Source organism: Escherichia sp. MAL-1 (genome assembly GCF_052948035.1).
Window position 1 is genome coordinate 1,038,409 of record NZ_CM129609.1, and the last position, 24,118, is coordinate 1,062,526.

General features: G+C 52.3%; 18 protein-coding genes and 2 tRNA genes. 14 read left to right on the forward strand and 6 right to left on the reverse strand.

What is annotated here, in order from left to right; translation table 11 throughout:
* Window positions 1-102: 102 nt before the first annotated feature.
* The 3 genes from ygdR to mutH form a co-directional block, all read right to left on the reverse strand.
* Complete coding sequence (gene ygdR, locus ACU8XX_RS05100) at window positions 103-321, reverse strand: lipoprotein YgdR (RefSeq protein WP_000758655.1); 219 nt, start codon at window positions 319-321, stop codon at window positions 103-105.
* A 137-nt stretch (window positions 322-458) separates the two neighbouring features.
* Window positions 459-1,172 carry a TerC family protein gene (locus tag ACU8XX_RS05105; RefSeq protein ID WP_000895624.1) on the reverse strand — a complete coding sequence of 238 codons (714 nt, stop codon included), beginning with the start codon at window positions 1,170-1,172 and terminating at the stop codon, window positions 459-461.
* A 68-nt stretch (window positions 1,173-1,240) separates the two neighbouring features.
* On the reverse strand, window positions 1,241-1,930 hold the full coding sequence (mutH, locus tag ACU8XX_RS05110; protein ID WP_000082201.1) for a DNA mismatch repair endonuclease MutH: 690 nt from the start codon (window positions 1,928-1,930) through the stop codon (window positions 1,241-1,243).
* Window positions 1,931-2,115: 185 nt separating this feature from the next.
* Between mutH and ygdT the strand changes: the two genes are divergently transcribed.
* From ygdT to recD, 13 genes are all read left to right on the forward strand, one after another.
* Complete coding sequence (ygdT, locus tag ACU8XX_RS05115; RefSeq protein WP_000953278.1) at window positions 2,116-2,262, forward strand: protein YgdT; 147 nt, start codon at window positions 2,116-2,118, stop codon at window positions 2,260-2,262.
* Window positions 2,263-2,614: 352 nt separating this feature from the next.
* A complete protein-coding gene (gene rppH / locus ACU8XX_RS05120) occupies window positions 2,615-3,145 on the forward strand; it encodes an RNA pyrophosphohydrolase (RefSeq protein ID WP_001606070.1) in 531 nt (176 codons plus the stop codon).
* Between the two features lie 12 nt (window positions 3,146-3,157).
* Window positions 3,158-5,404, forward strand: a complete 2,247-nt coding sequence (gene ptsP / locus ACU8XX_RS05125; protein WP_000957914.1) for a phosphoenolpyruvate--protein phosphotransferase — start codon at window positions 3,158-3,160, stop codon at window positions 5,402-5,404.
* 150 nt (window positions 5,405-5,554) lie between these two features.
* Complete coding sequence (lgt, locus tag ACU8XX_RS05130; protein WP_000204658.1) at window positions 5,555-6,430, forward strand: prolipoprotein diacylglyceryl transferase; 876 nt, start codon at window positions 5,555-5,557, stop codon at window positions 6,428-6,430.
* 6 nt (window positions 6,431-6,436) lie between these two features.
* Window positions 6,437-7,231, forward strand: coding sequence for a thymidylate synthase (gene thyA / locus ACU8XX_RS05135; RefSeq protein WP_000816241.1), 795 nt, complete (start codon window positions 6,437-6,439; stop codon window positions 7,229-7,231).
* Window positions 7,232-7,415: 184 nt separating this feature from the next.
* Window positions 7,416-7,886 (forward strand): prepilin peptidase-dependent protein, encoded by a 471-nt coding sequence (locus tag ACU8XX_RS05140; RefSeq protein ID WP_000857051.1) that lies wholly within the window; start codon window positions 7,416-7,418, stop codon window positions 7,884-7,886.
* Entirely contained in the window at window positions 7,877-8,440 is a 564-nt protein-coding gene (locus ACU8XX_RS05145; protein WP_001144315.1) for a prepilin peptidase-dependent protein, read from the forward strand. Before ACU8XX_RS05140 ends, ACU8XX_RS05145 begins: the two co-directional genes overlap by 10 nt.
* On the forward strand, window positions 8,437-8,844 hold the full coding sequence (locus ACU8XX_RS05150) for a DUF2509 family protein (RefSeq protein ID WP_001078380.1): 408 nt from the start codon (window positions 8,437-8,439) through the stop codon (window positions 8,842-8,844). The genes ACU8XX_RS05145 and ACU8XX_RS05150 overlap by 4 nt, the downstream gene beginning before the upstream one ends.
* The gene (locus ACU8XX_RS05155) at window positions 8,829-9,152 is read left to right on the forward strand and encodes a prepilin-type N-terminal cleavage/methylation domain-containing protein (protein WP_001276460.1); all 324 of its coding nucleotides are present in this window, start codon (window positions 8,829-8,831) and stop codon (window positions 9,150-9,152) included. The genes ACU8XX_RS05150 and ACU8XX_RS05155 overlap by 16 nt, the downstream gene beginning before the upstream one ends.
* A 12-nt stretch (window positions 9,153-9,164) precedes the next feature.
* Window positions 9,165-12,533 carry an exodeoxyribonuclease V subunit gamma gene (gene recC, locus ACU8XX_RS05160; protein WP_016242360.1) on the forward strand — a complete coding sequence of 1,123 codons (3,369 nt, stop codon included), beginning with the start codon at window positions 9,165-9,167 and terminating at the stop codon, window positions 12,531-12,533.
* 175 nt (window positions 12,534-12,708) lie between these two features.
* Window positions 12,709-15,597, forward strand: a complete 2,889-nt coding sequence (gene ptrA, locus ACU8XX_RS05165; RefSeq protein WP_032170130.1) for a pitrilysin — start codon at window positions 12,709-12,711, stop codon at window positions 15,595-15,597.
* Window positions 15,590-19,132, forward strand: a complete 3,543-nt coding sequence (recB, locus tag ACU8XX_RS05170; protein WP_001285993.1) for an exodeoxyribonuclease V subunit beta — start codon at window positions 15,590-15,592, stop codon at window positions 19,130-19,132. The genes ptrA and recB overlap by 8 nt, the downstream gene beginning before the upstream one ends.
* A complete protein-coding gene (gene recD / locus ACU8XX_RS05175) occupies window positions 19,132-20,958 on the forward strand; it encodes an exodeoxyribonuclease V subunit alpha (protein WP_000775955.1) in 1,827 nt (608 codons plus the stop codon). The genes recB and recD overlap by 1 nt, the downstream gene beginning before the upstream one ends.
* Window positions 20,959-21,019: 61 nt before the next feature.
* Here recD and argA read toward each other — a convergent pair whose 3' ends face one another.
* The gene (argA, locus tag ACU8XX_RS05180; RefSeq protein WP_000237947.1) at window positions 21,020-22,351 is read right to left on the reverse strand and encodes an amino-acid N-acetyltransferase; all 1,332 of its coding nucleotides are present in this window, start codon (window positions 22,349-22,351) and stop codon (window positions 21,020-21,022) included.
* A gap of 231 nt (window positions 22,352-22,582) precedes the next feature.
* Between argA and amiC the strand changes: the two genes are divergently transcribed.
* Window positions 22,583-23,836, forward strand: a complete 1,254-nt coding sequence (gene amiC, locus ACU8XX_RS05185; protein WP_000016907.1) for an N-acetylmuramoyl-L-alanine amidase AmiC — start codon at window positions 22,583-22,585, stop codon at window positions 23,834-23,836.
* Between the two features lie 73 nt (window positions 23,837-23,909).
* Here the strand turns inward: amiC and ACU8XX_RS05190 are convergent.
* Both ACU8XX_RS05190 and ACU8XX_RS05195 read right to left on the reverse strand, forming a co-directional pair.
* Window positions 23,910-23,986: transfer RNA gene (locus ACU8XX_RS05190), tRNA-Met, on the reverse strand.
* Between the two features lie 33 nt (window positions 23,987-24,019).
* A tRNA-Met gene (locus ACU8XX_RS05195) sits at window positions 24,020-24,096 on the reverse strand.
* Window positions 24,097-24,118: the final 22 nt, after the last annotated feature.

Below are 24,118 nucleotides of genomic sequence, written 5' to 3' on the forward strand. Positions count from 1 at the left end.
TTTCCTTTTTATAATCACGACATAAGGAATATAAAAATGGCAGAGGGAAGGGAAAAGGGAAAGAGAAAAATCTTAAGGCCAGCCGGATGCTGACCTTATTTGTTAACGTTCAATAATTTGCGAAACATCATCACGGTTAATTTGCATCGCGTTACCTTGCTGATCGTGATAACTCACCAGCCCGGTATCATCATCAATTTCAGGTTTTCCATCGGTCAAAATCATACGGCCATCTTTGGTCGCCATGACGTAATCACTGGAACACCCGGAAACAGCAAACGCCAGTCCGACTGCAGAAATTATTACTGCCCATTTTTTCATCCGGTTATCCTCATTTGGCTCACCTATGATAATAGTCTGTTTATAAACCGACGTTATATATCTTGAAAGCAGGAAAATCTTAAACTGTGAGGGTAACAGGAGTGAGTACGCCCTCCCGCAGGAGAGCGTACGGAGTATCAGAGCGGGTTCTTTTTGTTGCGAATCAGGTTGAGGCTTTCAACCGCAATAGAGAAGAACATCGCGAAGTAGATGTAACCTTTCGGTACGTGGATGTCGAAACTTTCCAGAATCAGGGTAAAGCCGACCAGAATCAGGAAAGAGAGCGCCAGCATTTTTACCGAAGGATGGCGTTCGACAAAATCACCAATCGAGCGCGCGGCGAACATCATCACGCCTACGGCAATCACCACGGCGGCCATCATAATAAACAGGTGATCTGACAGACCCACAGCGGTAATCACCGAGTCGAGGCTGAAGATAATATCCAGCAGCATAATCTGCACGATAGCGCCGAGGAATGATGAAACGCGTGTTTTCAGCCCTTCTTCTTCACCTTCAATGGATTCGTGGATTTCCTTGCTGGCTTTCCAGATAAGGAACAAGCCACCCAGAAGCAGAATCAAATCACGGGCGGAAATTTCCTGACTGAATATTGTAAAAAGCGGATTCGTCAGGCGCGTAACCCAGGCGATTGATGCCAGCAGCGCCAGACGCATAACCATGGCTCCCGCCAACCCCAGACGGCGCGCATGAGCACGTTGTGCTGTGGGAAGCTTTGCCACCACCAGAGAAAGGAAAATAATATTGTCGATCCCAAGAACGATCTCCAGCAGCGTCAGCGTACCGAGCGCAAGCCAGGCGTTAGGATCGGTTATCCATGCAAATAACATCTAAAAAGCCCTGCCAAAAAAATGAAGCGGTAATTATATGCCCGGAAAGCGGCAGGTCAAAGCGATGGCTACTGGATCAGAAAATGACGGGCCAGTAGCGCACTGGTGAAATTCTTCTTCAAATAAAAGCCGCGTGGCAGCGTCAGAATCCGTTCGCCCCGGGCACCAATGGCTTCGGTAAGCGCTTTCGCATTCGCTGCTTTCGGTCGTATCTGTAAATACTCCCCGTGACGAGCGGTAATCCGCTCAACCTGACCGAGAACAATCATATCCATTAATTCTTCCCAGTCTTCGCGTAGCTGCCGGTCTTCCTCTTCATTCGGGCTCCACAGCAACGGTGATCCAACGCGACGCTGCGCCAGCGGGATGCTGCGCTCGCCTTCAACCGGTATCCACAGTACGCGTTTGAGTTTGTGGCGCACGTGGCTGGTTTCCCAGGTCACCCCGCTATTGCCCGTTAACGGGGCAACACAAACGAATGTTGTTTCCAGCGGACGACCAAGACTATCCACAGGGATAGTTTTAAGTTCCACGCCCAGAGCAGCAAAATCTTGCTCAGGTTTACTCCCTGCGCTGGCACCTAGCCAGATCTCCAGTAACACGCCAATCCAGCCTTTATCGCGTTTTAAATTCTCTGGCGTAACCAGCCCGACAAGTGCCGCCAGTTCTCCCAATGTATAACCAGAAAGTTGCTGTGCTTGCGCTAACAACTGTTCTTCAGTTTCGGGAGGAGAGAGCAGTGGGCGAGGTTGGGACATGTCATGATACCTTGGTTAAAAAACAAACAGCAATTATGTGCCGAATATTCGCAGTGTAACTTTTTCCACATGCGTTGTTCAATTCTCTGATTTATATTGCTTTTTAGGTTGCCGGTAATCGAGTTGCGCAACACTGCAACGGGTTTTCCAAATCTGGTCACTGAAAATAAACAGGATCTTACACCATGTTATCCACAGAAAGCTGGGATAACTGTGAAAAACCTCCACTACTGTTTCCATTTACAGCCTTGACGTGCGACGAAACTCCAGTTTTTAGTGGTTCAGTGCTTAACTTAGTGGCACATTCTGTGGATAAATACGGCATTGGTTGATCTTTCGTCAACCCGTAAATGAGAGGTGTGACCTGGGTCACTAATTACTCTTTTTCATTACTCAAATTACATGTAATGCATTGACTAATAATGAATATTTTAAAATGTCTATATCGGGCTTATTCAGAATGCTCCGGGTTTTCCCGTAGTAATTCCGTAGTTCTTCACAACTCTATCCACAGAAAAGGTGAATAAAAACGGCTATCCACCCCTTCCTCTGTTTATAACTCTGCACATAACTGTGAGTTATTCAATTGTTATTAGTGTGTAATGTCCTGCAGAGAGTGGTTTACCGTCTTCCTGGAGTATGAAACAATCATTCGTATATAAAGCTTTATTTTGAGGTAGTCCGGTGATTGATGACGATGGCTACCGCCCAAACGTAGGTATCGTGATTTGTAATCGCCAGGGGCAGGTAATGTGGGCCCGGCGATTTGGTCAGCACTCCTGGCAATTTCCGCAAGGCGGAATCAACCCCGGAGAATCCGCAGAGCAGGCGATGTACCGTGAATTGTTTGAAGAAGTAGGATTAAGCCGCAAAGACGTTCGAATCCTTGCTTCAACGCGTAACTGGTTGCGCTACAAATTACCGAAACGTTTGGTGCGTTGGGACACGAAGCCGGTTTGTATCGGCCAAAAACAAAAATGGTTTCTCTTGCAGCTGGTGAGCGGCGATGCAGAAATCAATATGCAAACCAGCAGTACACCAGAGTTTGACGGCTGGCGATGGGTAAGTTACTGGTATCCGATCAGACAGGTGGTGTCATTTAAACGTGATGTCTACCGTAGGGTAATGAAAGAGTTCGCGAGTGTGGTGATGTCACTGCAGGAAAATACGCCAAAACCACAAAACGCATCTGCTTATCGACGTAAAAGAGGTTAAGTCACGCCAATTATGCTCACTCGCCTGCGCGAAATAGTCGAAAAGGTAGCCAGCGCACCACGCCTGAATGAGGCGTTAAATATTCTGGTTACCGACATCTGTCTTGCGATGGATACCGAGGTCTGTTCGGTCTACCTGGCCGATCATGATCGACGTTGTTACTACCTGATGGCGACCCGGGGGCTGAAAAAACCACGCGGTCGCACTGTAACGCTCGCGTTTGATGAAGGGATCGTCGGCCTGGTTGGCAGGCTGGCGGAACCGATAAACCTTGCAGATGCGCAAAAGCACCCCAGCTTCAAATACATCCCCTCCGTAAAAGAAGAACGTTTCCGCGCGTTTTTAGGCGTACCAATTATTCAACGTCGCCAGTTGCTTGGTGTACTGGTGGTACAGCAACGAGAGTTGCGCCAGTATGACGAAAGTGAAGAATCCTTCCTGGTGACGCTTGCCACCCAGATGGCAGCTATTCTTTCTCAGTCGCAGTTGACTGCCTTGTTTGGGCAATATCGCCAGACGCGAATCCGCGCATTACCGGCAGCACCTGGTGTGGCGATTGCCGAAGGCTGGCAGGATGCCACGTTACCTTTAATGGAACAGGTGTATCAGGCATCAACGCTGGATCCGGCTCTGGAACGCGAACGACTGACCGGGGCGCTGGAAGAAGCGGCAAACGAGTTTCGCCGCTACAGCAAACGCTTTGCCGCCGGTGCACAAAAAGAAACGGCGGCTATTTTCGATCTTTACTCGCACCTGCTTTCGGACACCCGGCTGCGTCGCGAATTGTTTGCCGAGGTTGATAAAGGCTCGGTGGCAGAGTGGGCGGTAAAAACGGTCATTGAAAAATTTGCCGAACAGTTTGCCGCGCTAAGCGATAACTATCTCAAAGAGCGGGCTGGCGATTTACGTGCGCTGGGTCAGCGATTGCTGTTTCATCTTGATGACGCTAATCAAGGGCCGAACGCCTGGCCGGAACGTTTCATTCTGGTGGCAGATGAACTGTCAGCGACAACTCTTGCTGAGCTGCCCCAGGATCGCTTAGTCGGTGTTGTCGTGCGAGATGGCGCAGCCAACTCCCATGCTGCGATCATGGTACGTGCGCTGGGGATCCCTACCGTGATGGGCGCGGATATTCAGCCTTCGGTGCTGCATCGTAGGACGCTGATCGTTGATGGCTATCGCGGTGAATTGCTGGTCGATCCGGAGCCGGTACTGCTGCAAGAATATCAGCGGCTAATTAGTGAAGAGATTGAGCTTAGCCGTCTGGCGGAAGATGACGTCAATTTACCCGCGCAGTTAAAAAGCGGTGAGCGTATAAAAGTCATGCTCAATGCTGGTTTAAGCCCGGAACATGAAGAAAAACTGGGCAGCCGTATTGATGGCATCGGTCTTTATCGCACTGAAATCCCATTCATGCTGCAAAGTGGTTTCCCGTCGGAAGAAGAACAGGTGGCGCAGTATCAGGGGATGCTGCAAATGTTCAATGATAAACCCGTCACCTTGCGTACGCTGGATGTCGGAGCAGATAAGCAGCTGCCTTACATGCCGATCAGCGAAGAGAATCCATGCCTGGGTTGGCGTGGGATTCGCATTACGCTCGATCAGCCGGAGATCTTCTTGATCCAGGTGCGGGCGATGCTGCGTGCTAATGCCGCTACGGGCAACCTGAATATTCTGTTGCCGATGGTCACAAGCCTCGATGAAGTTGATGAAGCACGCCGCCTGATTGAACGTGCCGGACGTGAAGTCGAGGAGATGATCGGTTACGAAATTCCCAAACCACGTATCGGCATCATGCTGGAAGTGCCGTCAATGGTATTTATGCTGCCGCATCTGGCAAAGCGGGTCGATTTCATCTCTGTTGGCACCAACGATCTGACTCAATACATTCTGGCCGTTGATCGCAACAATACCCGGGTGGCGAACATTTATGACAGTCTTCATCCTGCAATGTTACGAGCTCTGGCGATGATCGCCCGGGAAGCGGAAATACATGGAATCGATCTCCGTTTGTGCGGTGAAATGGCGGGCGATCCCATGTGCGTGGCAATCCTCATTGGGCTTGGGTATCGCCATCTGTCTATGAACGGACGTTCTGTAGCGCGGGTAAAATACCTGCTGCGGCGCATTGATTATGCCGAAGCAGAAAATCTTGCGCAGCGTAGTCTGGAAGCGCAACTGGCGACCGAAGTTCGCCATCAGGTTGCAGCCTTTATGGAGCGTCGCGGCATGGGCGGGCTGATTCGCGGAGGGTTATAGCGCGGATCATATACATATCTTTTAACGGTATCCGGCAACCAGCCAGGTCCCCTTGTGCTATTATTCGCACCTTTGGAGCGCCTGAAACCTGCGGCGCGCATTTCAATCGCTGTTCTCTTTCAGCGAAATAACAAGAACTTGTGGTGACAGATGACCAGTAGCTATCTGCATTTTCCGGAGTTTGATCCGGTCATTTTCTCAATAGGACCCGTGGCGCTTCACTGGTACGGCCTGATGTATCTGGTGGGTTTCATTTTTGCAATGTGGCTGGCAACACGACGGGCGAATCGTCCGGGCAGCGGCTGGACCAAAAATGAAGTTGAAAACTTACTCTATGCGGGCTTCCTCGGCGTCTTCCTCGGGGGACGTATTGGTTATGTTCTGTTCTACAATTTCCCGCAGTTTATGGCCGATCCGCTGTATCTGTTCCGTGTCTGGGACGGCGGCATGTCTTTCCACGGCGGCCTGATTGGCGTTATCGTGGTGATGATTATCTTCGCCCGCCGTACTAAACGTTCCTTCTTCCAGGTCTCTGATTTTATCGCACCACTCATTCCGTTTGGTCTTGGTGCCGGGCGTCTGGGCAACTTTATTAACGGTGAATTGTGGGGCCGCGTTGACCCGAACTTCCCGTTTGCCATGCTGTTCCCTGGCTCCCGTACAGAAGATATTTTGCTGCTGCAAACCAACCCGCAGTGGCAATCCATTTTCGATACTTACGGTGTGCTGCCGCGCCACCCATCACAGCTTTACGAGCTGTTGCTGGAAGGTGTAGTGCTGTTTATTATCCTCAACCTGTATATTCGTAAACCGCGCCCAATGGGAGCTGTCTCAGGTTTGTTCCTGATTGGTTACGGCGCGTTTCGCATCATTGTTGAGTTTTTCCGCCAGCCCGACGCGCAGTTTACTGGTGCCTGGGTGCAGTACATCAGCATGGGACAAATTCTTTCCATCCCGATGATTGTCGCGGGTGTGATCATGATGGTCTGGGCATATCGTCGCAGCCCACAGCAACACGTTTCCTGAGGAACCATGAAACAGTATTTAGAACTGATGCAAAAAGTGCTCGACGAAGGCACACAGAAAAACGACCGTACCGGAACCGGAACGCTTTCCATTTTTGGTCATCAGATGCGTTTTAACCTGCAGGATGGATTCCCGCTGGTGACAACCAAACGTTGCCACCTGCGTTCCATCATCCACGAACTGCTGTGGTTCCTGCAGGGCAATACTAACATTGCTTATCTACACGAAAACAATGTCACCATCTGGGACGAATGGGCCGATGAAAATGGCGACCTCGGGCCAGTGTATGGTAAACAGTGGCGCGCCTGGCCAACGCCAGATGGTCGTCATATTGACCAGATTACTACGGTACTGAACCAGCTGAAAAACGACCCGGATTCGCGCCGCATTATTGTTTCAGCGTGGAACGTAGGCGAACTGGATAAAATGGCGCTGGCACCGTGCCATGCATTCTTCCAGTTCTATGTGGCAGACGGCAAACTCTCTTGCCAGCTTTATCAGCGCTCCTGTGACGTCTTCCTCGGCCTGCCGTTCAACATTGCCAGCTACGCGTTATTGGTGCATATGATGGCGCAGCAGTGCGATCTGGAAGTGGGTGATTTTGTCTGGACCGGTGGCGACACGCATCTGTACAGCAACCATATGGATCAAACTCATCTGCAATTAAGCCGCGAACCGCGTCCGCTGCCGAAGTTGATTATCAAACGTAAACCCGAATCCATCTTCGACTACCGTTTCGAAGACTTTGAGATTGAAGGCTACGATCCGCATCCGGGCATTAAAGCGCCGGTGGCTATCTAATTACGAAACATCCTGCCAGAGCCGACGCCAGTGTGCGTCGGTTTTTTTTACCCTCCGTTAAATTCTTCGAGACGCCTTCCCGAAATTTTGCAACGTCCTGCAACGGCGTAAATAGTCCGGAAGATGCGCCGAAGAAATAGAAACTGGCCCTCGTCTTTTTTTCTCCTCGCTCCATACTGCCGGCATGAAAACACAACGTGGTTATACGCTGATTGAAACGCTGGTCGCGATGCTGATTTTGGTCATGCTAAGCGCAAGTGGACTCTATGGCTGGCAATACTGGCAGCAGTCGCAACGGCTATGGCAAACCGCCAGCCAGGCGCGGGACTATTTGCTCTATTTACGTGAAGATGCCAACTGGCATAACCGCGACCACAGTATCAGCGTTATCAGGGAGGGGACGTTATGGTGCCTTGTGAGTTCCGCTGCTGGGGCCAATACCTGTCATGGCAGTTCACCATTGGTCTTTGTGCCACGCTGGCCCGAAGTCGAAATGAGCGACCTGACACCTTCGCTTGCTTTCTTTGGCCTGCGCAATACCGCATGGGCCGGGCATATTCGCTTCAAAAACTCAACGGGCGAGTGGTGGCTGGTGGTTTCGCCGTGGGGAAGACTCCGGCTTTGTCAGCAAGGAGAAACAGAAGGATGCCTGTAAAAGAGCAAGGTTTTTCTCTGCTGGAAGTGTTGATTGCTATGGCGATCAGTAGCGTATTGTTGCTGGGGGCGGCACGCTTTCTGCCTGCGTTACAGCGTGAAAGTTTAACGAGCACCCGTAAGCTGGCGCTGGAAGATGAAATCTGGCTGCGGGTATTTACCGTCGCGAAGCATCTCCAGAGGGCGGGTTATTGTCATGGCATCTGTACCGGCGAAGGGCTGGAAATTGTCGGACAGGGTGACTGTGTCATTGTGCAGTGGGATGCGAACAGTAACGGTATCTGGGATCGCGAACCGGTAAAAGAGTCCGACCAGATTGGATTTCGTCTGAAGGAGCATGTGCTGGAAACGCTACGCGGTGCGACATCCTGTGAAGGTAAGGGCTGGGATAAAGTCACTAATCCGGATGCCATCATTATCGACACTTTTCAGGTCGTACGTCAGGATGTCAGCGGCTTCTCGCCGGTGTTGACGGTTAATATGCGTGCTGCCAGTAAGTCTGAACCGCAAACCGTGGTGAATGCCAGCTATAGCGTGACAGGATTCAACCTGTGAACCGCGAAAAGGGTGTTTCGTCACTGGCTCTGGTCCTGATGCTGCTGGTTTTGGGTAGTTTGCTATTACAAGGAATGAGCCAACAGGATCGCAGTTTTGCCTCTCGCGTGAGCATGGAAAGTCAGTCATTGCGCCGCCAGGCCATCGTTCAGTCGGCGCTGGCGTGGGGAAAAATGCACTCCTGGCAGACGCAGCCAGCAGTTCAGTGCTCGCAGTACGCTGAAACCGATGCCCAGGTTTGTTTGCGTTTACTGGCAGATAATGAAGCCTTATTGATTGCCGGTTATGAAGGCGTTTCGTTGTGGCGAACAGGCGAAGTCATTGATGGAAACATTGTTTTTTCGCCACGCGGCTGGAGCGATTTTTGTCCGCTGAAAGAGAGGGCGTTATGTCAGCTTCCCTGAAGAATCAACAAGGCTTTAGCCTGCCGGAGGTAATGTTGGCGATGGTGTTGATGGTGATGATTGTCACTGCGTTATCGGGTTTCCAGCGAACATTAATGAACAGTCTTGCCAGCAGAAACCAGTACCAACAGCTCTGGCGGCATGGCTGGCAGCAAACGCAACTGCGCGCGATTTCGCCACCTGCCAACTGGCAGGTCAACCGAATGCAGACATCGCAGGCGGGATGTGTCAGCATCAGCGTTACGCTAGTTTCACCCGGGGGCAGAGAAGGCGAGATGACCCGCCTGCATTGCCCGAATCGTCAGTAGTCAGGAGCCGCTATGTTAAGGGTCTACCATTCCAATCGTCTGGACGTGCTGGAAGCGTTGATGGAGTTTATTGTCGAACGCGAACGGCTGGACGATCCTTTCGAACCAGAGATGATTCTGGTGCAAAGTACCGGTATGGCACAGTGGCTGCAAATGACCCTGTCGCAAAAGTTTGGTATTGCGGCAAACATTGATTTTCCGCTGCCAGCGAGCTTTATCTGGGATATGTTCGTCCGGGTGTTACCGGAAATCCCCAAAGAGAGCGCCTTTAACAAACAGAGCATGAGCTGGAAACTGATGACTCTGCTGCCGCAATTGCTGGAGCGCGAAGACTTTACCCTGTTGCGGCATTATCTGACTGACGATAGCGACAAGCGAAAACTGTTCCAGCTTTCCTCAAAAGCGGCGGACCTGTTTGACCAGTATCTGGTCTATCGTCCGGACTGGCTGGCACAGTGGGAAACAGGACATTTGGTTGAAGGGCTGGGAGAAGCACAGGCCTGGCAAGCCCCGTTGTGGAAGGCGCTGGTGGAATATACCCATCAACTCGGGCAACCGCGCTGGCACCGCGCCAATCTCTATCAGCGCTTTATCGAAACGCTGGAGTCCGCGACGACCTGCCCGCCGGGGTTACCTTCGCGCGTCTTTATATGCGGTATTTCCGCGTTACCGCCTGTTTATCTCCAGGCGCTACAGGCGCTGGGTAAACATATTGAAATCCATCTCCTGTTTACCAACCCCTGCCGTTATTACTGGGGCGATATTAAAGATCCTGCTTATCTGGCGAAACTGCTGACCCGTCAGCGTCGACACAGTTTTGAAGATCGCGAATTGCCGCTATTTCGTGATAGCGAAAATGCCGGGCAGCTCTTTAACAGCGATGGTGAACAGGATGTCGGCAACCCGCTGCTGGCTTCATGGGGTAAGCTTGGGCGCGACTACATTTATCTCCTTTCTGACCTGGAGAGCAGCCAGGAGCTGGACGCCTTTGTCGATGTCACGCCAGATAACCTGCTGCATAACATTCAGTCTGACATTCTGGAACTGGAAAACCGCGCCGTTGCTGGTGTGAACATCGAAGAGTTTTCCCGTAGCGATAACAAACGCCCGCTTGATCCACTGGATAGCAGTATCACCTTCCACGTTTGCCATAGCCCGCAGCGTGAAGTTGAAGTTTTACACGATCGCCTGCTGGCGATGCTGGAGGAAGACCCGACACTTACTCCGCGCGACATCATCGTGATGGTGGCTGATATCGACAGCTACAGTCCGTTTATTCAGGCTGTGTTTGGTAGCGCACCTGCGGATCGTTACCTACCTTACGCCATTTCCGACCGTCGTGCGCGGCAGTCACATCCGGTACTGGAAGCGTTTATCAGCCTGTTATCACTGCCTGACAGTCGTTTTGTGTCAGAGGATGTGCTGGCGTTGCTGGATGTGCCGGTGCTGGCGGCGCGGTTTGACATCACCGAAGAAGGGCTGCGTTATTTACGCCAGTGGGTCAACGAATCCGGCATTCGTTGGGGCATAGATGACGACAACGTTCGCGAGCTGGAACTCCCCGCCACCGGACAACACACCTGGCGATTTGGCCTGACGCGTATGTTGTTGGGCTACGCGATGGAGAGCACGCAGGGCGAGTGGCAATCGGTTCTACCTTATGATGAATCGAGCGGCTTAATTGCAGAACTGGTGGGGCATCTGGCTTCACTGCTAATGCAGCTAAACATCTGGCGTCGCGGGCTGGCACAGGAGCGTCCGCTGGAAGAGTGGTTGCCGGTTTGTCGCGATATGCTCAACGCCTTCTTCCTGCCGGATGCGGAAACCGAAGCGGCGATGACGCTGATCGAACAACAATGGCAGGCGATTATCGCCGAAGGTTTAGGTGCGCAGTATGGCGACGCGGTGCCGCTGTCACTATTGCGTGATGAACTGGCACAGCGTCTGGATCAAGAACGTATCAGCCAGCGTTTTCTCGCCGGACCGGTTAACATTTGTACTCTGATGCCAATGCGTTCAATTCCGTTCAAAGTGGTTTGCCTGCTGGGAATGAACGACGGCGTTTATCCACGTCAGCTTGCGCCATTGGGCTTTGACCTGATGAGCCAGAAACCGAAGCGTGGCGACCGTAGCCGTCGCGATGACGACCGCTATCTGTTCCTGGAAGCGTTAATTTCCGCGCAGCAAAAACTCTATATCAGCTATATCGGTCGTTCCATTCAGGATAACAGTGAGCGTTTCCCGTCGGTACTGGTGCAGGAACTGATCGACTACATCGGGCAAAGTCATTATCTACCGGGCGATGAAGCGCTCAACTGTGATGAAAGCGAGGCAAGGGTAAAAGCGCATCTTACTTGCCTCCATACCCGGATGCCGTTTGATCCGCAAAACTACCAGCCAGGCGAACGACAAAGCTATGCTCGTGAATGGCTACCTGCGGCCAGCCAGGCTGGTAAAGCACATTCTGAATTTGTTCAGCCGCTGCCGTTTACCTTACCGGAAACCGTGCCGCTGGAAACGCTACAACGATTCTGGGCACATCCGGTGCGGGCGTTCTTCCAGATGCGTTTGCAGGTGAACTTCCGTACTGAAGACAGCGAAATCCCAGACACCGAGCCATTTATTCTGGAAGGGCTTAGCCGTTATCAAATCAATCAGCAGTTATTGAATGCACTGGTTGAGCAGGATGATGCCGAACGCTTGTTCCGCCGCTTCCGGGCGGCAGGGGATTTACCGTATGGCGCTTTTGGTGAAATTTTCTGGGAAACACAGTGCCAGGAGATGCAGCAGCTTGCCGACAGAGTCATTGCCTGTCGCCAGCCGGGGCAGAGTATGGAAATTGATCTCGCCTGCAACGGTGTGCAGATAACTGGCTGGTTGCCGCAGGTGCAGCCGGATGGCCTGTTGCGCTGGCGTCCCTCTTTATTAAGTGTGGCGCAGGGAATGCAACTTTGGCTGGAACACCTTGTCTACTGTGCCAGCGGTGGTAATGGTGAAAGTCGCCTTTTTCTACGCAAAGACGGCGAGTGGCGTTTTCCGCCGCTTGCAGCCGAACAGGCTTTGCATTACCTCTCACAACTGATTGAGGGGTATCGTGAAGGGATGTCCGCGCCATTGCTGGTGTTACCTGAAAGTGGCGGCGCGTGGCTAAAAACCTGTTATGACGCGCAAAACGATGCCATGCTGGATGACGATTCCACGTTGCAAAAAGCCCGTACGAAATTCCTTCAGGCTTACGAAGGCAACATGATGGTGCGTGGCGAAGGTGATGATATCTGGTATCAAAGGCTCTGGCGGCAATTAACACCAGAGACAATGGAGGCCATCGTTGAACAGTCGCAACGTTTCCTGTTACCGCTGTTTCGCTTTAATCAGTCATGAGTGCTGTATAAAAATTGCGCAATCTATCCGCTTACTTTATGATGCGCACCAGTCACGGACTGATGGTTATATAAACATAGGCTGACTCGTGCAGCACAAGATTAAATTCTGGCAGATGATTTGCGTTAACGTGTTGAATCTGGACAGAAAATTAAGTTGATTATGAGGTCCGTGAATGCCCCGCAGCACCTGGTTCAAAGCATTATTGTTGTTAGTTGCCCTTTGGGCACCCTTAAGTCAGGCAGAAACGGGATGGCAGCCGATTCAGGAAACCATCCGTAAAAGTGATAAAGATAACCGCCAGTATCAGGCTATACGTCTGGATAACGGTATGGTGGTCTTGCTGGTTTCTGATCCGCAGGCAGTTAAATCGCTCTCGGCGCTGGTGGTGCCCGTTGGGTCGCTGGAAGATCCCGAGGCGTACCAGGGGCTGGCACATTACCTTGAACATATGAGTCTGATGGGGTCGAAAAAGTACCCGCAGGCTGACAGTCTGGCCGAATATCTCAAAATGCACGGCGGTAGTCACAATGCCAGCACTGCGCCGTATCGCACGGCTTTCTATCTGGAAGTTGAGAACGACGCCTTGCCTGGTGCGGTAGACCGCCTGGCCGATGCTATTGCTGAACCTTTGCTCGACAAGAAATATGCCGAACGTGAGCGTAATGCGGTGAACGCTGAATTAACCATGGCGCGTACGCGTGACGGGATGCGCATGGCACAGGTCAGCGCAGAAACCATTAACCCGGCACACCCCGGTTCAAAGTTTTCTGGTGGTAACCTCGAAACTTTAAGCGACAAACCTGGTAATCCGGTGCAGCAGGCGCTGAAAGATTTCCACGAGAAGTACTATTCCGCCAATTTGATGAAGGCGGTTATTTACAGTAATAAACCGCTGCCGGAGTTGGCAAAAATGGCGGCGGACACCTTTGGTCGCGTGCCGAACAAAGAGAGCAAAAAACCGGAAATCACCGTGCCGGTAGTCACCGACGCGCAAAAGGGCATTATCATTCATTACGTCCCTGCGCTGCCGCGTAAAGTGTTGCGCGTTGAGTTTCGCATCGATAACAACTCAGCGAAGTTCCGTAGTAAAACCGATGAATTGATTACCTATCTGATTGGCAATCGCAGCCCAGGTACACTTTCTGACTGGCTGCAAAAGCAGGGATTAGTTGAGGGCATTAGCGCCAACTCCGATCCTATCGTCAACGGCAACAGCGGCGTATTAGCGATCTCTGCGTCTTTAACCGATAAAGGCCTGGCTAATCGCGATCAGGTTGTGGCGGCAATTTTTAGCTATCTCAATCTGTTACGTGAAAAAGGCATTGATAAACAATACTTCGATGAACTGGCGAATGTGCTGGATATCGACTTCCGTTATCCGTCGATCACCCGTGATATGGATTACGTCGAATGGCTGGCAGATACCATGATTCGCGTTCCTGTTGAGCATACGCTGGATGCAGTCAATATTGCCGATCGGTACGATGCTAAAGCAGTAAAGGAACGTCTGGCGATGATGACGCCGCAGAATGCGCGTATCTGGTATATCAGCCCGAAAGAGCCGCACAACAAAACGGCTTACTTTGTCGATGCGCCGTATCAGGTCGATAAAATCAGCGCACAAACTTTCGCCGACTGGCAGAAAAAAGCCGCCGACATTGCGCTCTCTTTGCCAGAGCTTAACCCTTATATTCCTGATGATTTCTCGCTGATTAAGTCAGAGAAGAAATACGACCATCCAGAGCTGATTGTTGATGAGTCGAATCTGCGCGTGGTGTATGCGCCAAGCCGTTATTTTGCCAGCGAGCCCAAAGCTGATGTCAGCCTGATTTTGCGTAATCCGAAAGCCATGGACAGCGCCCGCAATCAGGTGATGTTTGCGCTCAATGATTATCTCGCAGGGCTGGCGCTTGATCAGTTAAGCAACCAGGCGTCGGTTGGTGGCATAAGTTTTTCCACCAACGCTAACAACGGCCTTATGGTTAATGCTAATGGTTACACCCAGCGTCTGCCGCAGCTGTTCCAGGCATTGCTCGAGGGGTACTTTAGCTATACCGCTACGGAAGATCTGCTTGAGCAGGCGAAGTCCTGGTATAACCAGATGATGGATTCCGCAGAAAAGGGTAAAGCGTTTGAGCAGGCGATTATGCCCGCGCAGATGCTCTCGCAAGTGCCGTACTTCTCGCGAGATGAACGGCGTAAAATTTTGCCCTCCATTACGTTGAAAGAGGTGCTGGCCTATCGCGACGCCTTAAAATCAGGGGCTCGACCAGAGTTTATGGTTATCGGCAACATGACCGAGGCCCAGGCAACAACGCTGGCACGCGATGTGCAAAAACAGTTGGGCGCTGATGGTTCAGAGTGGTGTCGAAACAAAGATGTAGTGGTCGATAAAAAACAATCCGTCATCTTTGAAAAAGCCGGTAACAGCACCGACTCCGCACTGGCAGCGGTATTTGTACCGACTGGCTACGATGAATACACCAGCTCAGCCTATAGCTCTCTGTTGGGGCAGATCGTACAGCCGTGGTTCTACAATCAGTTGCGTACCGAAGAACAATTGGGCTATGCCGTGTTTGCGTTTCCAATGAGCGTGGGGCGTCAGTGGGGCATGGGCTTCCTTTTGCAAAGCAATGATAAACAGCCTTCATTCTTGTGGGAGCGTTACAAGGCGTTTTTCCCAACCGCAGAGGCAAAATTGCGAGCGATGAAGCCAGATGAGTTTGCGCAAATCCAGCAGGCGGTAATTACCCAGATGCTGCAGGCACCGCAAACGCTCGGCGAAGAAGCATCGAAGTTAAGTAAAGATTTCGATCGCGGCAATATGCGCTTCGATTCGCGTGATAAAATCGTGGCCCAGATAAAACTGCTGACGCCGCAAAAACTTGCTGATTTCTTCCATCAGGCGGTGGTCGAGCCGCAAGGCATGGCTATTCTGTCGCAGATTTCCGGCAGCCAGAACGGGAAAGCCGAATATGTACACCCTGAAGGCTGGAAAGTGTGGGAGAACGTCAGCGCGTTGCAGCAAACAATGCCCCTGATGAGTGAAAAGAATGAGTGATGTCGCCGAGACACTAGATCCTTTGCGCTTGCCCTTACAGGGTGAGCGCCTGATTGAAGCCTCTGCCGGCACAGGCAAAACCTTTACGATTGCGGCGCTCTATTTGCGCCTGTTACTTGGACTAGGCGGTTCCGCCGCCTTTCCCCGCCCGCTGACCGTTGAAGAACTGCTGGTGGTCACCTTTACCGAGGCTGCCACGGCAGAATTGCGTGGTCGTATCCGTAGCAATATCCACGAGTTGCGCATCGCCTGTCTGCGTGAAACCACCGACAATCCACTGTACGAACGCCTGCTGGAAGAGATCGACGATAAAGCGCAAGCCGCGCAGTGGTTGTTGTTAGCCGAACGGCAGATGGATGAAGCGGCAGTCTTTACTATTCACGGTTTTTGCCAGCGCATGCTCAACCTGAATGCCTTTGAATCCGGTATGCTGTTTGAGCAGCAGCTGATTGAAGATGAGTCTCTGCTACGCTACCAGGCCTGCGCCGATTTCTGGCGTCGCCACTGCTACCCGCTGCCGCGTGAAATAGCCCAGGTCGTCTTTGAAACCTGGAAAGGGCCGCAGGCGTTGCTGCGCGATATTAATCGTTATCTGCAAGGCGAAGCGCCGGTTATCAAAGCACCGCCGCCCGATGATGAAACGCTGGCTTCCCGCCACGCGCAAATTGTGGCGCGTATTGATACGGTAAAACAGCAGTGGCGCGACGCAGTGGGTGAACTGGATGCGCTGATCGAATCTTCTGGTATTGATCGACGCAAGTTTAACCGTAGCAATCAGGCTAAATGGATCGACAAGATCAGCGCCTGGGCAGAAGAAGAGACCAACAGTTATCAGTTGCCAGAGTCGCTGGAAAAATTCTCCCAGCGTTTCTTAGAAGATCGCACGAAAGCCGGGGGGGAAACCCCGCGACATCCACTGTTTGAGGCGATCGATCAACTGCTTGCAGAACCATTGTCGATCCGCGATCTGGTGATCACCCGCGCATTGGCTGAGATCCGCGAAACAGTAGCGCGTGAAAAACGCCGCCGTGGCGAATTGGGTTTTGATGACATGTTAAGTCGGCTCGATTCCGCGCTGCGTAGCGAAAGCGGTGAGGTGTTGGCAGCGGCGATCCGTACGCGATTCCCGGTGGCAATGATCGATGAATTTCAGGATACCGACCCCCAGCAGTACCGAATTTTTCGCCGTATCTGGCACCATCAGCCGGAAACCGCATTGTTGCTGATTGGCGACCCGAAGCAGGCCATATATGCATTCCGGGGTGCGGATATCTTCACTTATATGAAGGCGCGTAGCGAAGTTCACGCCCACTACACTTTAGACACCAACTGGCGTTCCGCACCAGGAATGGTGAACAGCGTGAATAAGCTTTTCAGCCAGACTGATGACGCGTTCATGTTTCGCGAAATACCGTTTATTCCAGTGAAATCAGCCGGGAAAAATCAGGCGTTACGTTTTGTATTTAAAGGTGAAACACAGCCTGCGATGAAAATGTGGCTGATGGAAGGCGAAAGCTGCGGCGTTGGCGATTATCAAAGTACCATGGCGCAGGTATGTGCTGCGCAAATCCGCGACTGGCTACAAGCCGGACAGCGGGGCGAAGCGTTGCTGATGAACGGCGACGACGCGCGTCCGGTGCGTGCTTCGGACATCAGTGTGCTGGTGCGCAGCCGCCAGGAGGCCGCCCAGGTGCGCGATGCCTTAACGTTGCTGGAAATCCCTTCCGTTTACCTTTCGAACCGCGACAGTGTTTTTGAAACTCTGGAAGCGCAGGAAATGCTTTGGTTGTTGCAGGCGGTGATGACGCCCGAACGTGAGAACACCCTGCGTAGTGCGCTGGCAACGTCAATGATGGGGCTGAACGCGCTGGATATCGAAACGCTGAACAATGACGAACATGCGTGGGATGTGGTAGTCGAAGAGTTCGATGGTTATCGGCAAATCTGGCGCAAACGTGGCGTTATGCCGATGCTGCGGGCGCTGATGTCGGCGCGTAACATTGCTGAAAACTTGCTGGCAACGGCAGGCGGTGAGCGGCGTCTTACCGATATCTTGCATATCAGCGAACTGCTACAAGAAGCCGGAACGCAGCTGGAAAGTGAACATGCGCTGGTACGCTGGTTATCGCAACATATCCTCGAGCCAGACAGTAATGCCTCCAGCCAACAAATGCGTCTCGAAAGTGATAAACATCTGGTGCAGATTGTCACGATCCACAAATCGAAAGGGCTGGAATATCCATTGGTCTGGCTGCCGTTTATCACCAATTTCCGCGTCCAGGAGCAGGCGTTTTATCACGATCGCCACTCGTTTGAGGCAGTTCTGGATCTTAATGCTGCGCCAGAAAGCGTCGACCTCGCGGAGGCCGAACGTCTGGCGGAAGATCTGCGTTTGCTTTACGTGGCGCTGACACGTTCGGTTTGGCATTGCAGTCTCGGCGTTGCACCGCTGGTGCGCCGTCGTGGCGATAAAAAAGGTGACACCGACGTCCACCAAAGTGCGCTCGGGCGTTTGCTGCAAAAAGGGGAACCGCAAGATGCGGCAGGGCTTCGCACCTGTATTGAAGCGTTATGCGATGATGATATTGCCTGGCAAACGGCACAAACTGGTGATAACCAACCCTGGCAGGTTAATGATGTTTCTACAGCAGAGCTGAATGCGAAGACGTTACAACGATTGCCCGGCGATAACTGGCGCGTCACCAGCTACTCTGGTTTGCAACAGCGTGGTCACGGTATCGCCCAGGATTTGATGCCTCGGCTGGATGTCGATGCTGCAGGCGTTGCCAGCGTCGTTGAAGAACCGACGTTAACACCACATCAGTTTCCGCGCGGTGCGTCACCGGGGACGTTCTTGCACAGTTTGTTTGAAGACCTGGATTTTACCCAGCCGGTTGACCCGAACTGGGTGCGGGAAAAACTGGAACTCGGCGGCTTTGAATCGCAGTGGGAACCGGTATTGACCGAGTGGATCACGGCTGTCCTCCAGGCACCTCTCAATGAAACCGGCGTAAGCCTGAGTCAACTTTCCGCCCGCAATAAACAGGTGGAGATGGAGTTTTATCTGCCGATTAGTGAACCGCTTATCGCCAGTCAGCTTGATACGTTAATCCGCCAGTTTGACCCGCTATCCGCAGGCTGCCCGCCGCTGGAGTTCATGCAGGTACGTGGCATGTTAAAAGGCTTTATCGACCTGGTGTTCCGCCACGAAGGGCGTTATTACCTGCTCGACTATAAATCCAACTGGTTGGGTGAAGACAGTTCGGCTTACACCCAACAGGCTATGGCAGCGGCAATGCAGGCACACCGCTATGATCTGCAATATCAGCTTTATACCCTGGCGCTGCATCGTTATCTGCGCCATCGCATTGCTGATTACGACTATGAGCACCACTTTGGCGGCGTTATTTATCTGTTCCTGCGTGGCGTTGATAAAGAACATCCGCAACAGGGGATTTACACAACCCGACCCAACGCCGGGTTGATTGCCCTGATGGATGAGATGTTTGCCGGTATGACCCTGGAGGAGGCGTAATGAAATTGCAAAAGCAATTACTGGAAGCTGTGGAGCACAAACAGCTACGCCCGCTGGATGTGCAATTTGCCCTGACCGTGGCGGGAGATGAACATCCTGCCGTCACCCTCGCGGCGGCACTGTTAAGTCATGATGCCGGAGAGGGACACGTTTGTTTGCCGCTTTCACGACTGGAAAATAACGAGGCGTCGCATCCGCTGTTGGCGACCTGTGTCAGTGAAATCGGTGAGCTACAAAATTGGGAAGAATGCTTGCTGGCTTCTCAAGCGGTCAGCAGGGGAGATGAACCCACGCCGATGATCCTCTGTGGCGATCGTCTTTATTTGAATCGCATGTGGTGTAACGAGCGCACAGTGGCACGCTTTTTCAACGAAGTGAATCATGCCATTGAGGTTGATGAAGCTCTACTGGCGCAAACCCTGGACAAACTTTTTCCAGTAAGCGATGAAATTAACTGGCAAAAAGTTGCGGCGGCAGTGGCGCTGACGCGGCGGATCTCGGTGATTTCCGGCGGCCCTGGCACCGGTAAAACGACCACCGTAGCGAAGTTGCTGGCAGCGTTAATTCAAATGGCCGACGGCGAACGCTGCCGTATCCGTCTGGCTGCACCAACGGGTAAAGCTGCCGCGCGCTTAACCGAATCTCTCGGCAAGGCTTTGCGACAGTTACCGCTGACCGATGAACAAAAGAAACGCATTCCGGAAGATGCCAGCACTTTGCACCGATTGCTGGGCGCGCAGCCGGGTAGCCAGCGTTTACGTCATCATGCCGGTAACCCGCTGCATCTTGATGTGCTGGTGGTAGATGAAGCGTCAATGATCGATCTGCCTATGATGTCGAGACTGATCGACGCCTTGCCCGATCATGCGCGAGTGATCTTTCTCGGCGATCGTGATCAACTGGCCTCGGTTGAGGCTGGGGCTGTGCTGGGCGATATCTGCGCTTATGCCAACGCGGGCTTTACCGCCGAGCGTGCCAGGCAGCTAAGCCGCCTGACGGGGACTCACGTTCCGGCAGGAACCGGCACAGAAGCGGCATCTTTGCGCGACAGTCTCTGCCTGCTGCAAAAAAGCTATCGTTTCGGCAGCGATTCTGGCATTGGTCAGTTAGCTGCGGCGATCAACCGTGGTGATAAAACGGCAGTGAAAACCGTTTTTCAGCAGGATTTTACTGATATCGAAAAACGGCTTTTACAGAGCGGCGAAGATTATATTGCGATGCTTGAGGAAGCTCTTGCGGGTTACGGACGTTATCTGGATCTGCTGCAAGCGCGTGCCGAGCCGGATTTAATCATTCAGGCGTTCAATGAGTACCAGCTTTTGTGCGCCCTGCGGGAAGGGCCGTTTGGCGTGGCTGGACTGAATGAGCGAATTGAGCAGTTTATGCAACAGAAGCGCAAAATTCATCGTCATCCGCACTCTCGTTGGTACGAAGGTCGACCGGTGATGATTGCCCGTAATGACAGCGCGCTTGGGTTGTTTAATGGCGATATCGGTATTGCGCTGGATCGCGGGCAGGGGACGCGCGTCTGGTTTGCGATGCCGGACGGCAATATTAAGTCTGTGCAACCGAGTCGCTTGCCAGAGCACGAAACTACGTGGGCGATGACGGTACATAAATCGCAGGGATCGGAGTTCGACCATGCGGCGTTGATTTTGCCGAGCCAACGCACGCCGGTAGTAACGCGAGAGCTGGTTTATACCGCGGTGACCCGCGCGCGTCGCCGTCTGTCGCTGTATGCCGATGAGCGCATATTAAGTGCGGCAATCGCCACTCGTACTGAGCGGCGCAGTGGTCTGGCGGCGTTGTTTAGTTCACGGGAATAAACGTAATTGCCGGATGCGACGTACGAGTGTTACGCATGTCGCATCCGACGATTTTCATCGCTTACCCTAAATCCGCCATCAACACTTTGGATTTACGCTGGTAGTTGTACAACTGCTTTTTGCTCTCGGGCAGTAAATCAATATCCACTGGGGTAAATCCACGTTCCTGGAACCAGTGAATACTGCGCGTGGTCAGCACAAACAATTTGCTTAAGCCGCTCTGCTTCGCCTGAGCGGCAATGCGTTCCAGCAGAACTTCACCCCTTGATGAACTGCGGTAATCCGGGTGAACTGCCACACAGGCCATTTCCCCAATCTTCTCTTCCGGGAACGGATAGAGCGCGGCGCAGGCAATAGTCGTGTTATCGCGCTGAATAATGGTGAATTTGTCGATTTCCATCTCCAGCTGCTCGCGAGAACGGCGTACCAGAATACCTTGCTGCTCCAGTGGGCGAATCAACTCCAGAATACCGCCAATATCGTTGATTGTTGCGCGACGAATCTGCTCGGCGCTTTCCATCACAATCTGCGTACCGATACCGTCGCGTGAGAACAACTCTTGCAACAGCGCGCCATCTTCCTGATAACTGATTAAATGACAGCGACGCACGCCGCTGCGGCAGGCTTTCACTGCGCCACGCAAAAAGCGCACCGTACCGGAGTTGTAATCGCCTTTCTCTTCCTGGGCTTCTACCCGCGCTTGCGCTTCGTTAGGGAAAAGTTCGGAGACAATATCACCGTCGTCATTAGTGACGCCCTGGGAAGAGCAAAAACCAATCATCTTTTCAGCTTTCAGTTTGATGGCCAGTTGAGTGGCAATCTCTTCCGAGGTCAGGTTAAAGCTCTCGCCAGTGACTGAAACAGCGACCGGCCCCATTAGCACTATTGCACCGCTGTCCAGTTGACGATGGATCGCGTCTTCATCAATCCGCCGGATACGCCCGCTATGGCAGTAATCCACGCCGTCATCGACGCCCAGCGGCTGGGCAATAATAAAATTGCCACTGACGACGTTGATATGCGCGCCCTGCAGCGGCGTGTTATTGAGACTCATCGACAGGCGAGCAGTAATATCCAGTTGCAATGTTCCCGCAGCCTGCTTCACCAGTTCCAGTGTTTTGGCGTCGGTCACACGTATATTCTTGTGATACAGCGGTTCGTGGTGATGCGCAGCCAGATTTGCGTCGATCTGCGGACGTGCGCCATAGACCACCACCAGACGGATGCCGAGGCTGTGCAACAACCCGATATCATTAACGATACTGGAGAAATTCTCATGCTCAATGGCTTCACCGCCGAGCATGATGACAAACGTTTTTCCCCGGTGGGTATTGATATAGGGAACCGAATGGCGGAATCCCTCGACCAACTCGGTTTTACGTTCCTTTACCACGGCACACCTCTTTGCATGATTATTCGAAATTAGTGTATTTTTATTCTGTTTTTTCGCAGGGTGCAAGTGTAAATTTTATGCGAGAGCGACTTTTTTATCAGTAATGCCGTGAATATAAAAAGAATGTTTACCGTTTATTAGATGACAGATTATGCGTCTTTCGCTAAAGTTTCCGGTCAAATTAGTCGTTTACTTGTTACACAGCTTAGATTTCTTTTGCTCGGGAGAGGCATGTCAGGATCCAACACTGCAATCAGCCGTCGTCGTTTACTGCAAGGCGCGGGTGCCATGTGGCTATTGAGCGTAAGTCAGGTCAGTCTGGCTGCGGTCAGCCAGGTCGTGGCGGTGCGCGTCTGGCCTGCGTCCAGCTACACCCGCGTGACGGTGGAATCAAATCGTCAGCTGAAATATAAGCAGTTCGCGTTGAGTAACCCTGAACGCGTGGTGGTGGATATCGAAGATGTAAACCTGAACTCGGTACTCAAGGGGATGGCGGCACAAATTCGTGCAGACGACCCGTTCATCAAGTCGGCGCGCGTCGGGCAATTTGACCCGCAAACCGTACGGATGGTTTTTGAATTAAAGCAAAACGTAAAACCGCAGCTGTTTGCCCTTGCGCCGGTCGCCGGGTTTAAAGAGCGTCTGGTGATGGACCTCTATCCGGCCAATGCACAGGATATGCAGGACCCGCTGCTGGCGCTGCTGGAGGATTACAACAAAGGCGACCTCGAAAAGCAGGTGCCGCCAGCGCAAAGTGGTCCACAACCGGGTAAAGCAGGGCGCGATCGTCCGATTGTCATTATGCTTGACCCTGGCCACGGTGGCGAAGACTCCGGTGCGGTGGGGAAATACAAAACGCGCGAAAAAGATGTGGTATTGCAAATAGCTCGCCGTTTGCGCTCTCTGATCGAGAAAGAGGGCAATATGAAGGTGTACATGACGCGCAATGAAGACATCTTCATTCCATTGCAAGTGCGCGTAGCAAAAGCCCAGAAACAGCGTGCTGACCTGTTTGTCTCTATCCATGCCGACGCCTTTACCAGTCGTCAGCCGAGCGGTTCCTCTGTGTTTGCGCTCTCAACCAAAGGTGCAACCAGTACTGCGGCAAAATATCTGGCACAAACCCAGAACGCCTCGGACTTGATTGGTGGCGTGAGCAAAAGCGGTGACCGCTATGTCGACCACACCATGTTCGATATGGTACAGTCGCTGACCATTGCCGACAGCCTGAAGTTTGGTAAAGCGGTACTGAATAAGCTCGGTAAAATCAACAAGCTGCATAAAAATCAAGTTGAACAGGCCGGGTTTGCCGTACTAAAGGCACCAGATATTCCCTCCATTCTGGTCGAAACGGCGTTTATCAGTAACGTTGAGGAAGAGCGTAAACTGAAAACGGCGACTTTCCAGCAGGAAGTTGCGGAGTCTATTCTTGCGGGGATTAAAGCGTATTTTGCCGATGGGGCGACGCTGGCGAGAAGGGGATGATAAAAAGGCGCTGAATGGCGCTTTTTTATGGGAGACCAGAAACAAAAAAACACCCGTTAGGGTGTTCAATAATTGGTTGCGGGGGCCGGATTTGAACCGACGACCTTCGGGTTATGAGCCCGACGAGCTACCAGGCTGCTCCACCCCGCGTCACCGTACTGCTTTTACTTCATCAAATTTGATTGGTTGCGGGGGCCGGATTTGAACCGACGACCTTCGGGTTATGAGCCCGACGAGCTACCAGGCTGCTCCACCCCGCGTCACCGTACTGCTTTACTTCAT

Coding starts and splice junctions, on each gene's coding strand:
- ygdR (WP_000758655.1), bottom strand. CDS start 321: ATGAAAAAATGGGCAGTAATAATTTCTGCAGTCGGACTGGCGTTTGCT.
- ACU8XX_RS05105 (WP_000895624.1), bottom strand. CDS start 1,172: ATGTTATTTGCATGGATAACCGATCCTAACGCCTGGCTTGCGCTCGGT.
- mutH (WP_000082201.1), bottom strand. CDS start 1,930: ATGTCCCAACCTCGCCCACTGCTCTCTCCTCCCGAAACTGAAGAACAG.
- ygdT (WP_000953278.1), top strand. CDS start 2,116: ATGTTATCCACAGAAAGCTGGGATAACTGTGAAAAACCTCCACTACTG.
- ptsP (WP_000957914.1), top strand. CDS start 3,158: ATGCTCACTCGCCTGCGCGAAATAGTCGAAAAGGTAGCCAGCGCACCA.
- lgt (WP_000204658.1), top strand. CDS start 5,555: ATGACCAGTAGCTATCTGCATTTTCCGGAGTTTGATCCGGTCATTTTC.
- thyA (WP_000816241.1), top strand. CDS start 6,437: ATGAAACAGTATTTAGAACTGATGCAAAAAGTGCTCGACGAAGGCACA.
- ACU8XX_RS05140 (WP_000857051.1), top strand. CDS start 7,416: ATGAAAACACAACGTGGTTATACGCTGATTGAAACGCTGGTCGCGATG.
- ACU8XX_RS05145 (WP_001144315.1), top strand. CDS start 7,877: ATGCCTGTAAAAGAGCAAGGTTTTTCTCTGCTGGAAGTGTTGATTGCT.
- ACU8XX_RS05155 (WP_001276460.1), top strand. CDS start 8,829: ATGTCAGCTTCCCTGAAGAATCAACAAGGCTTTAGCCTGCCGGAGGTA.
- recC (WP_016242360.1), top strand. CDS start 9,165: ATGTTAAGGGTCTACCATTCCAATCGTCTGGACGTGCTGGAAGCGTTG.
- ptrA (WP_032170130.1), top strand. CDS start 12,709: ATGCCCCGCAGCACCTGGTTCAAAGCATTATTGTTGTTAGTTGCCCTT.
- recB (WP_001285993.1), top strand. CDS start 15,590: ATGAGTGATGTCGCCGAGACACTAGATCCTTTGCGCTTGCCCTTACAG.
- recD (WP_000775955.1), top strand. CDS start 19,132: ATGAAATTGCAAAAGCAATTACTGGAAGCTGTGGAGCACAAACAGCTA.
- amiC (WP_000016907.1), top strand. CDS start 22,583: ATGTCAGGATCCAACACTGCAATCAGCCGTCGTCGTTTACTGCAAGGC.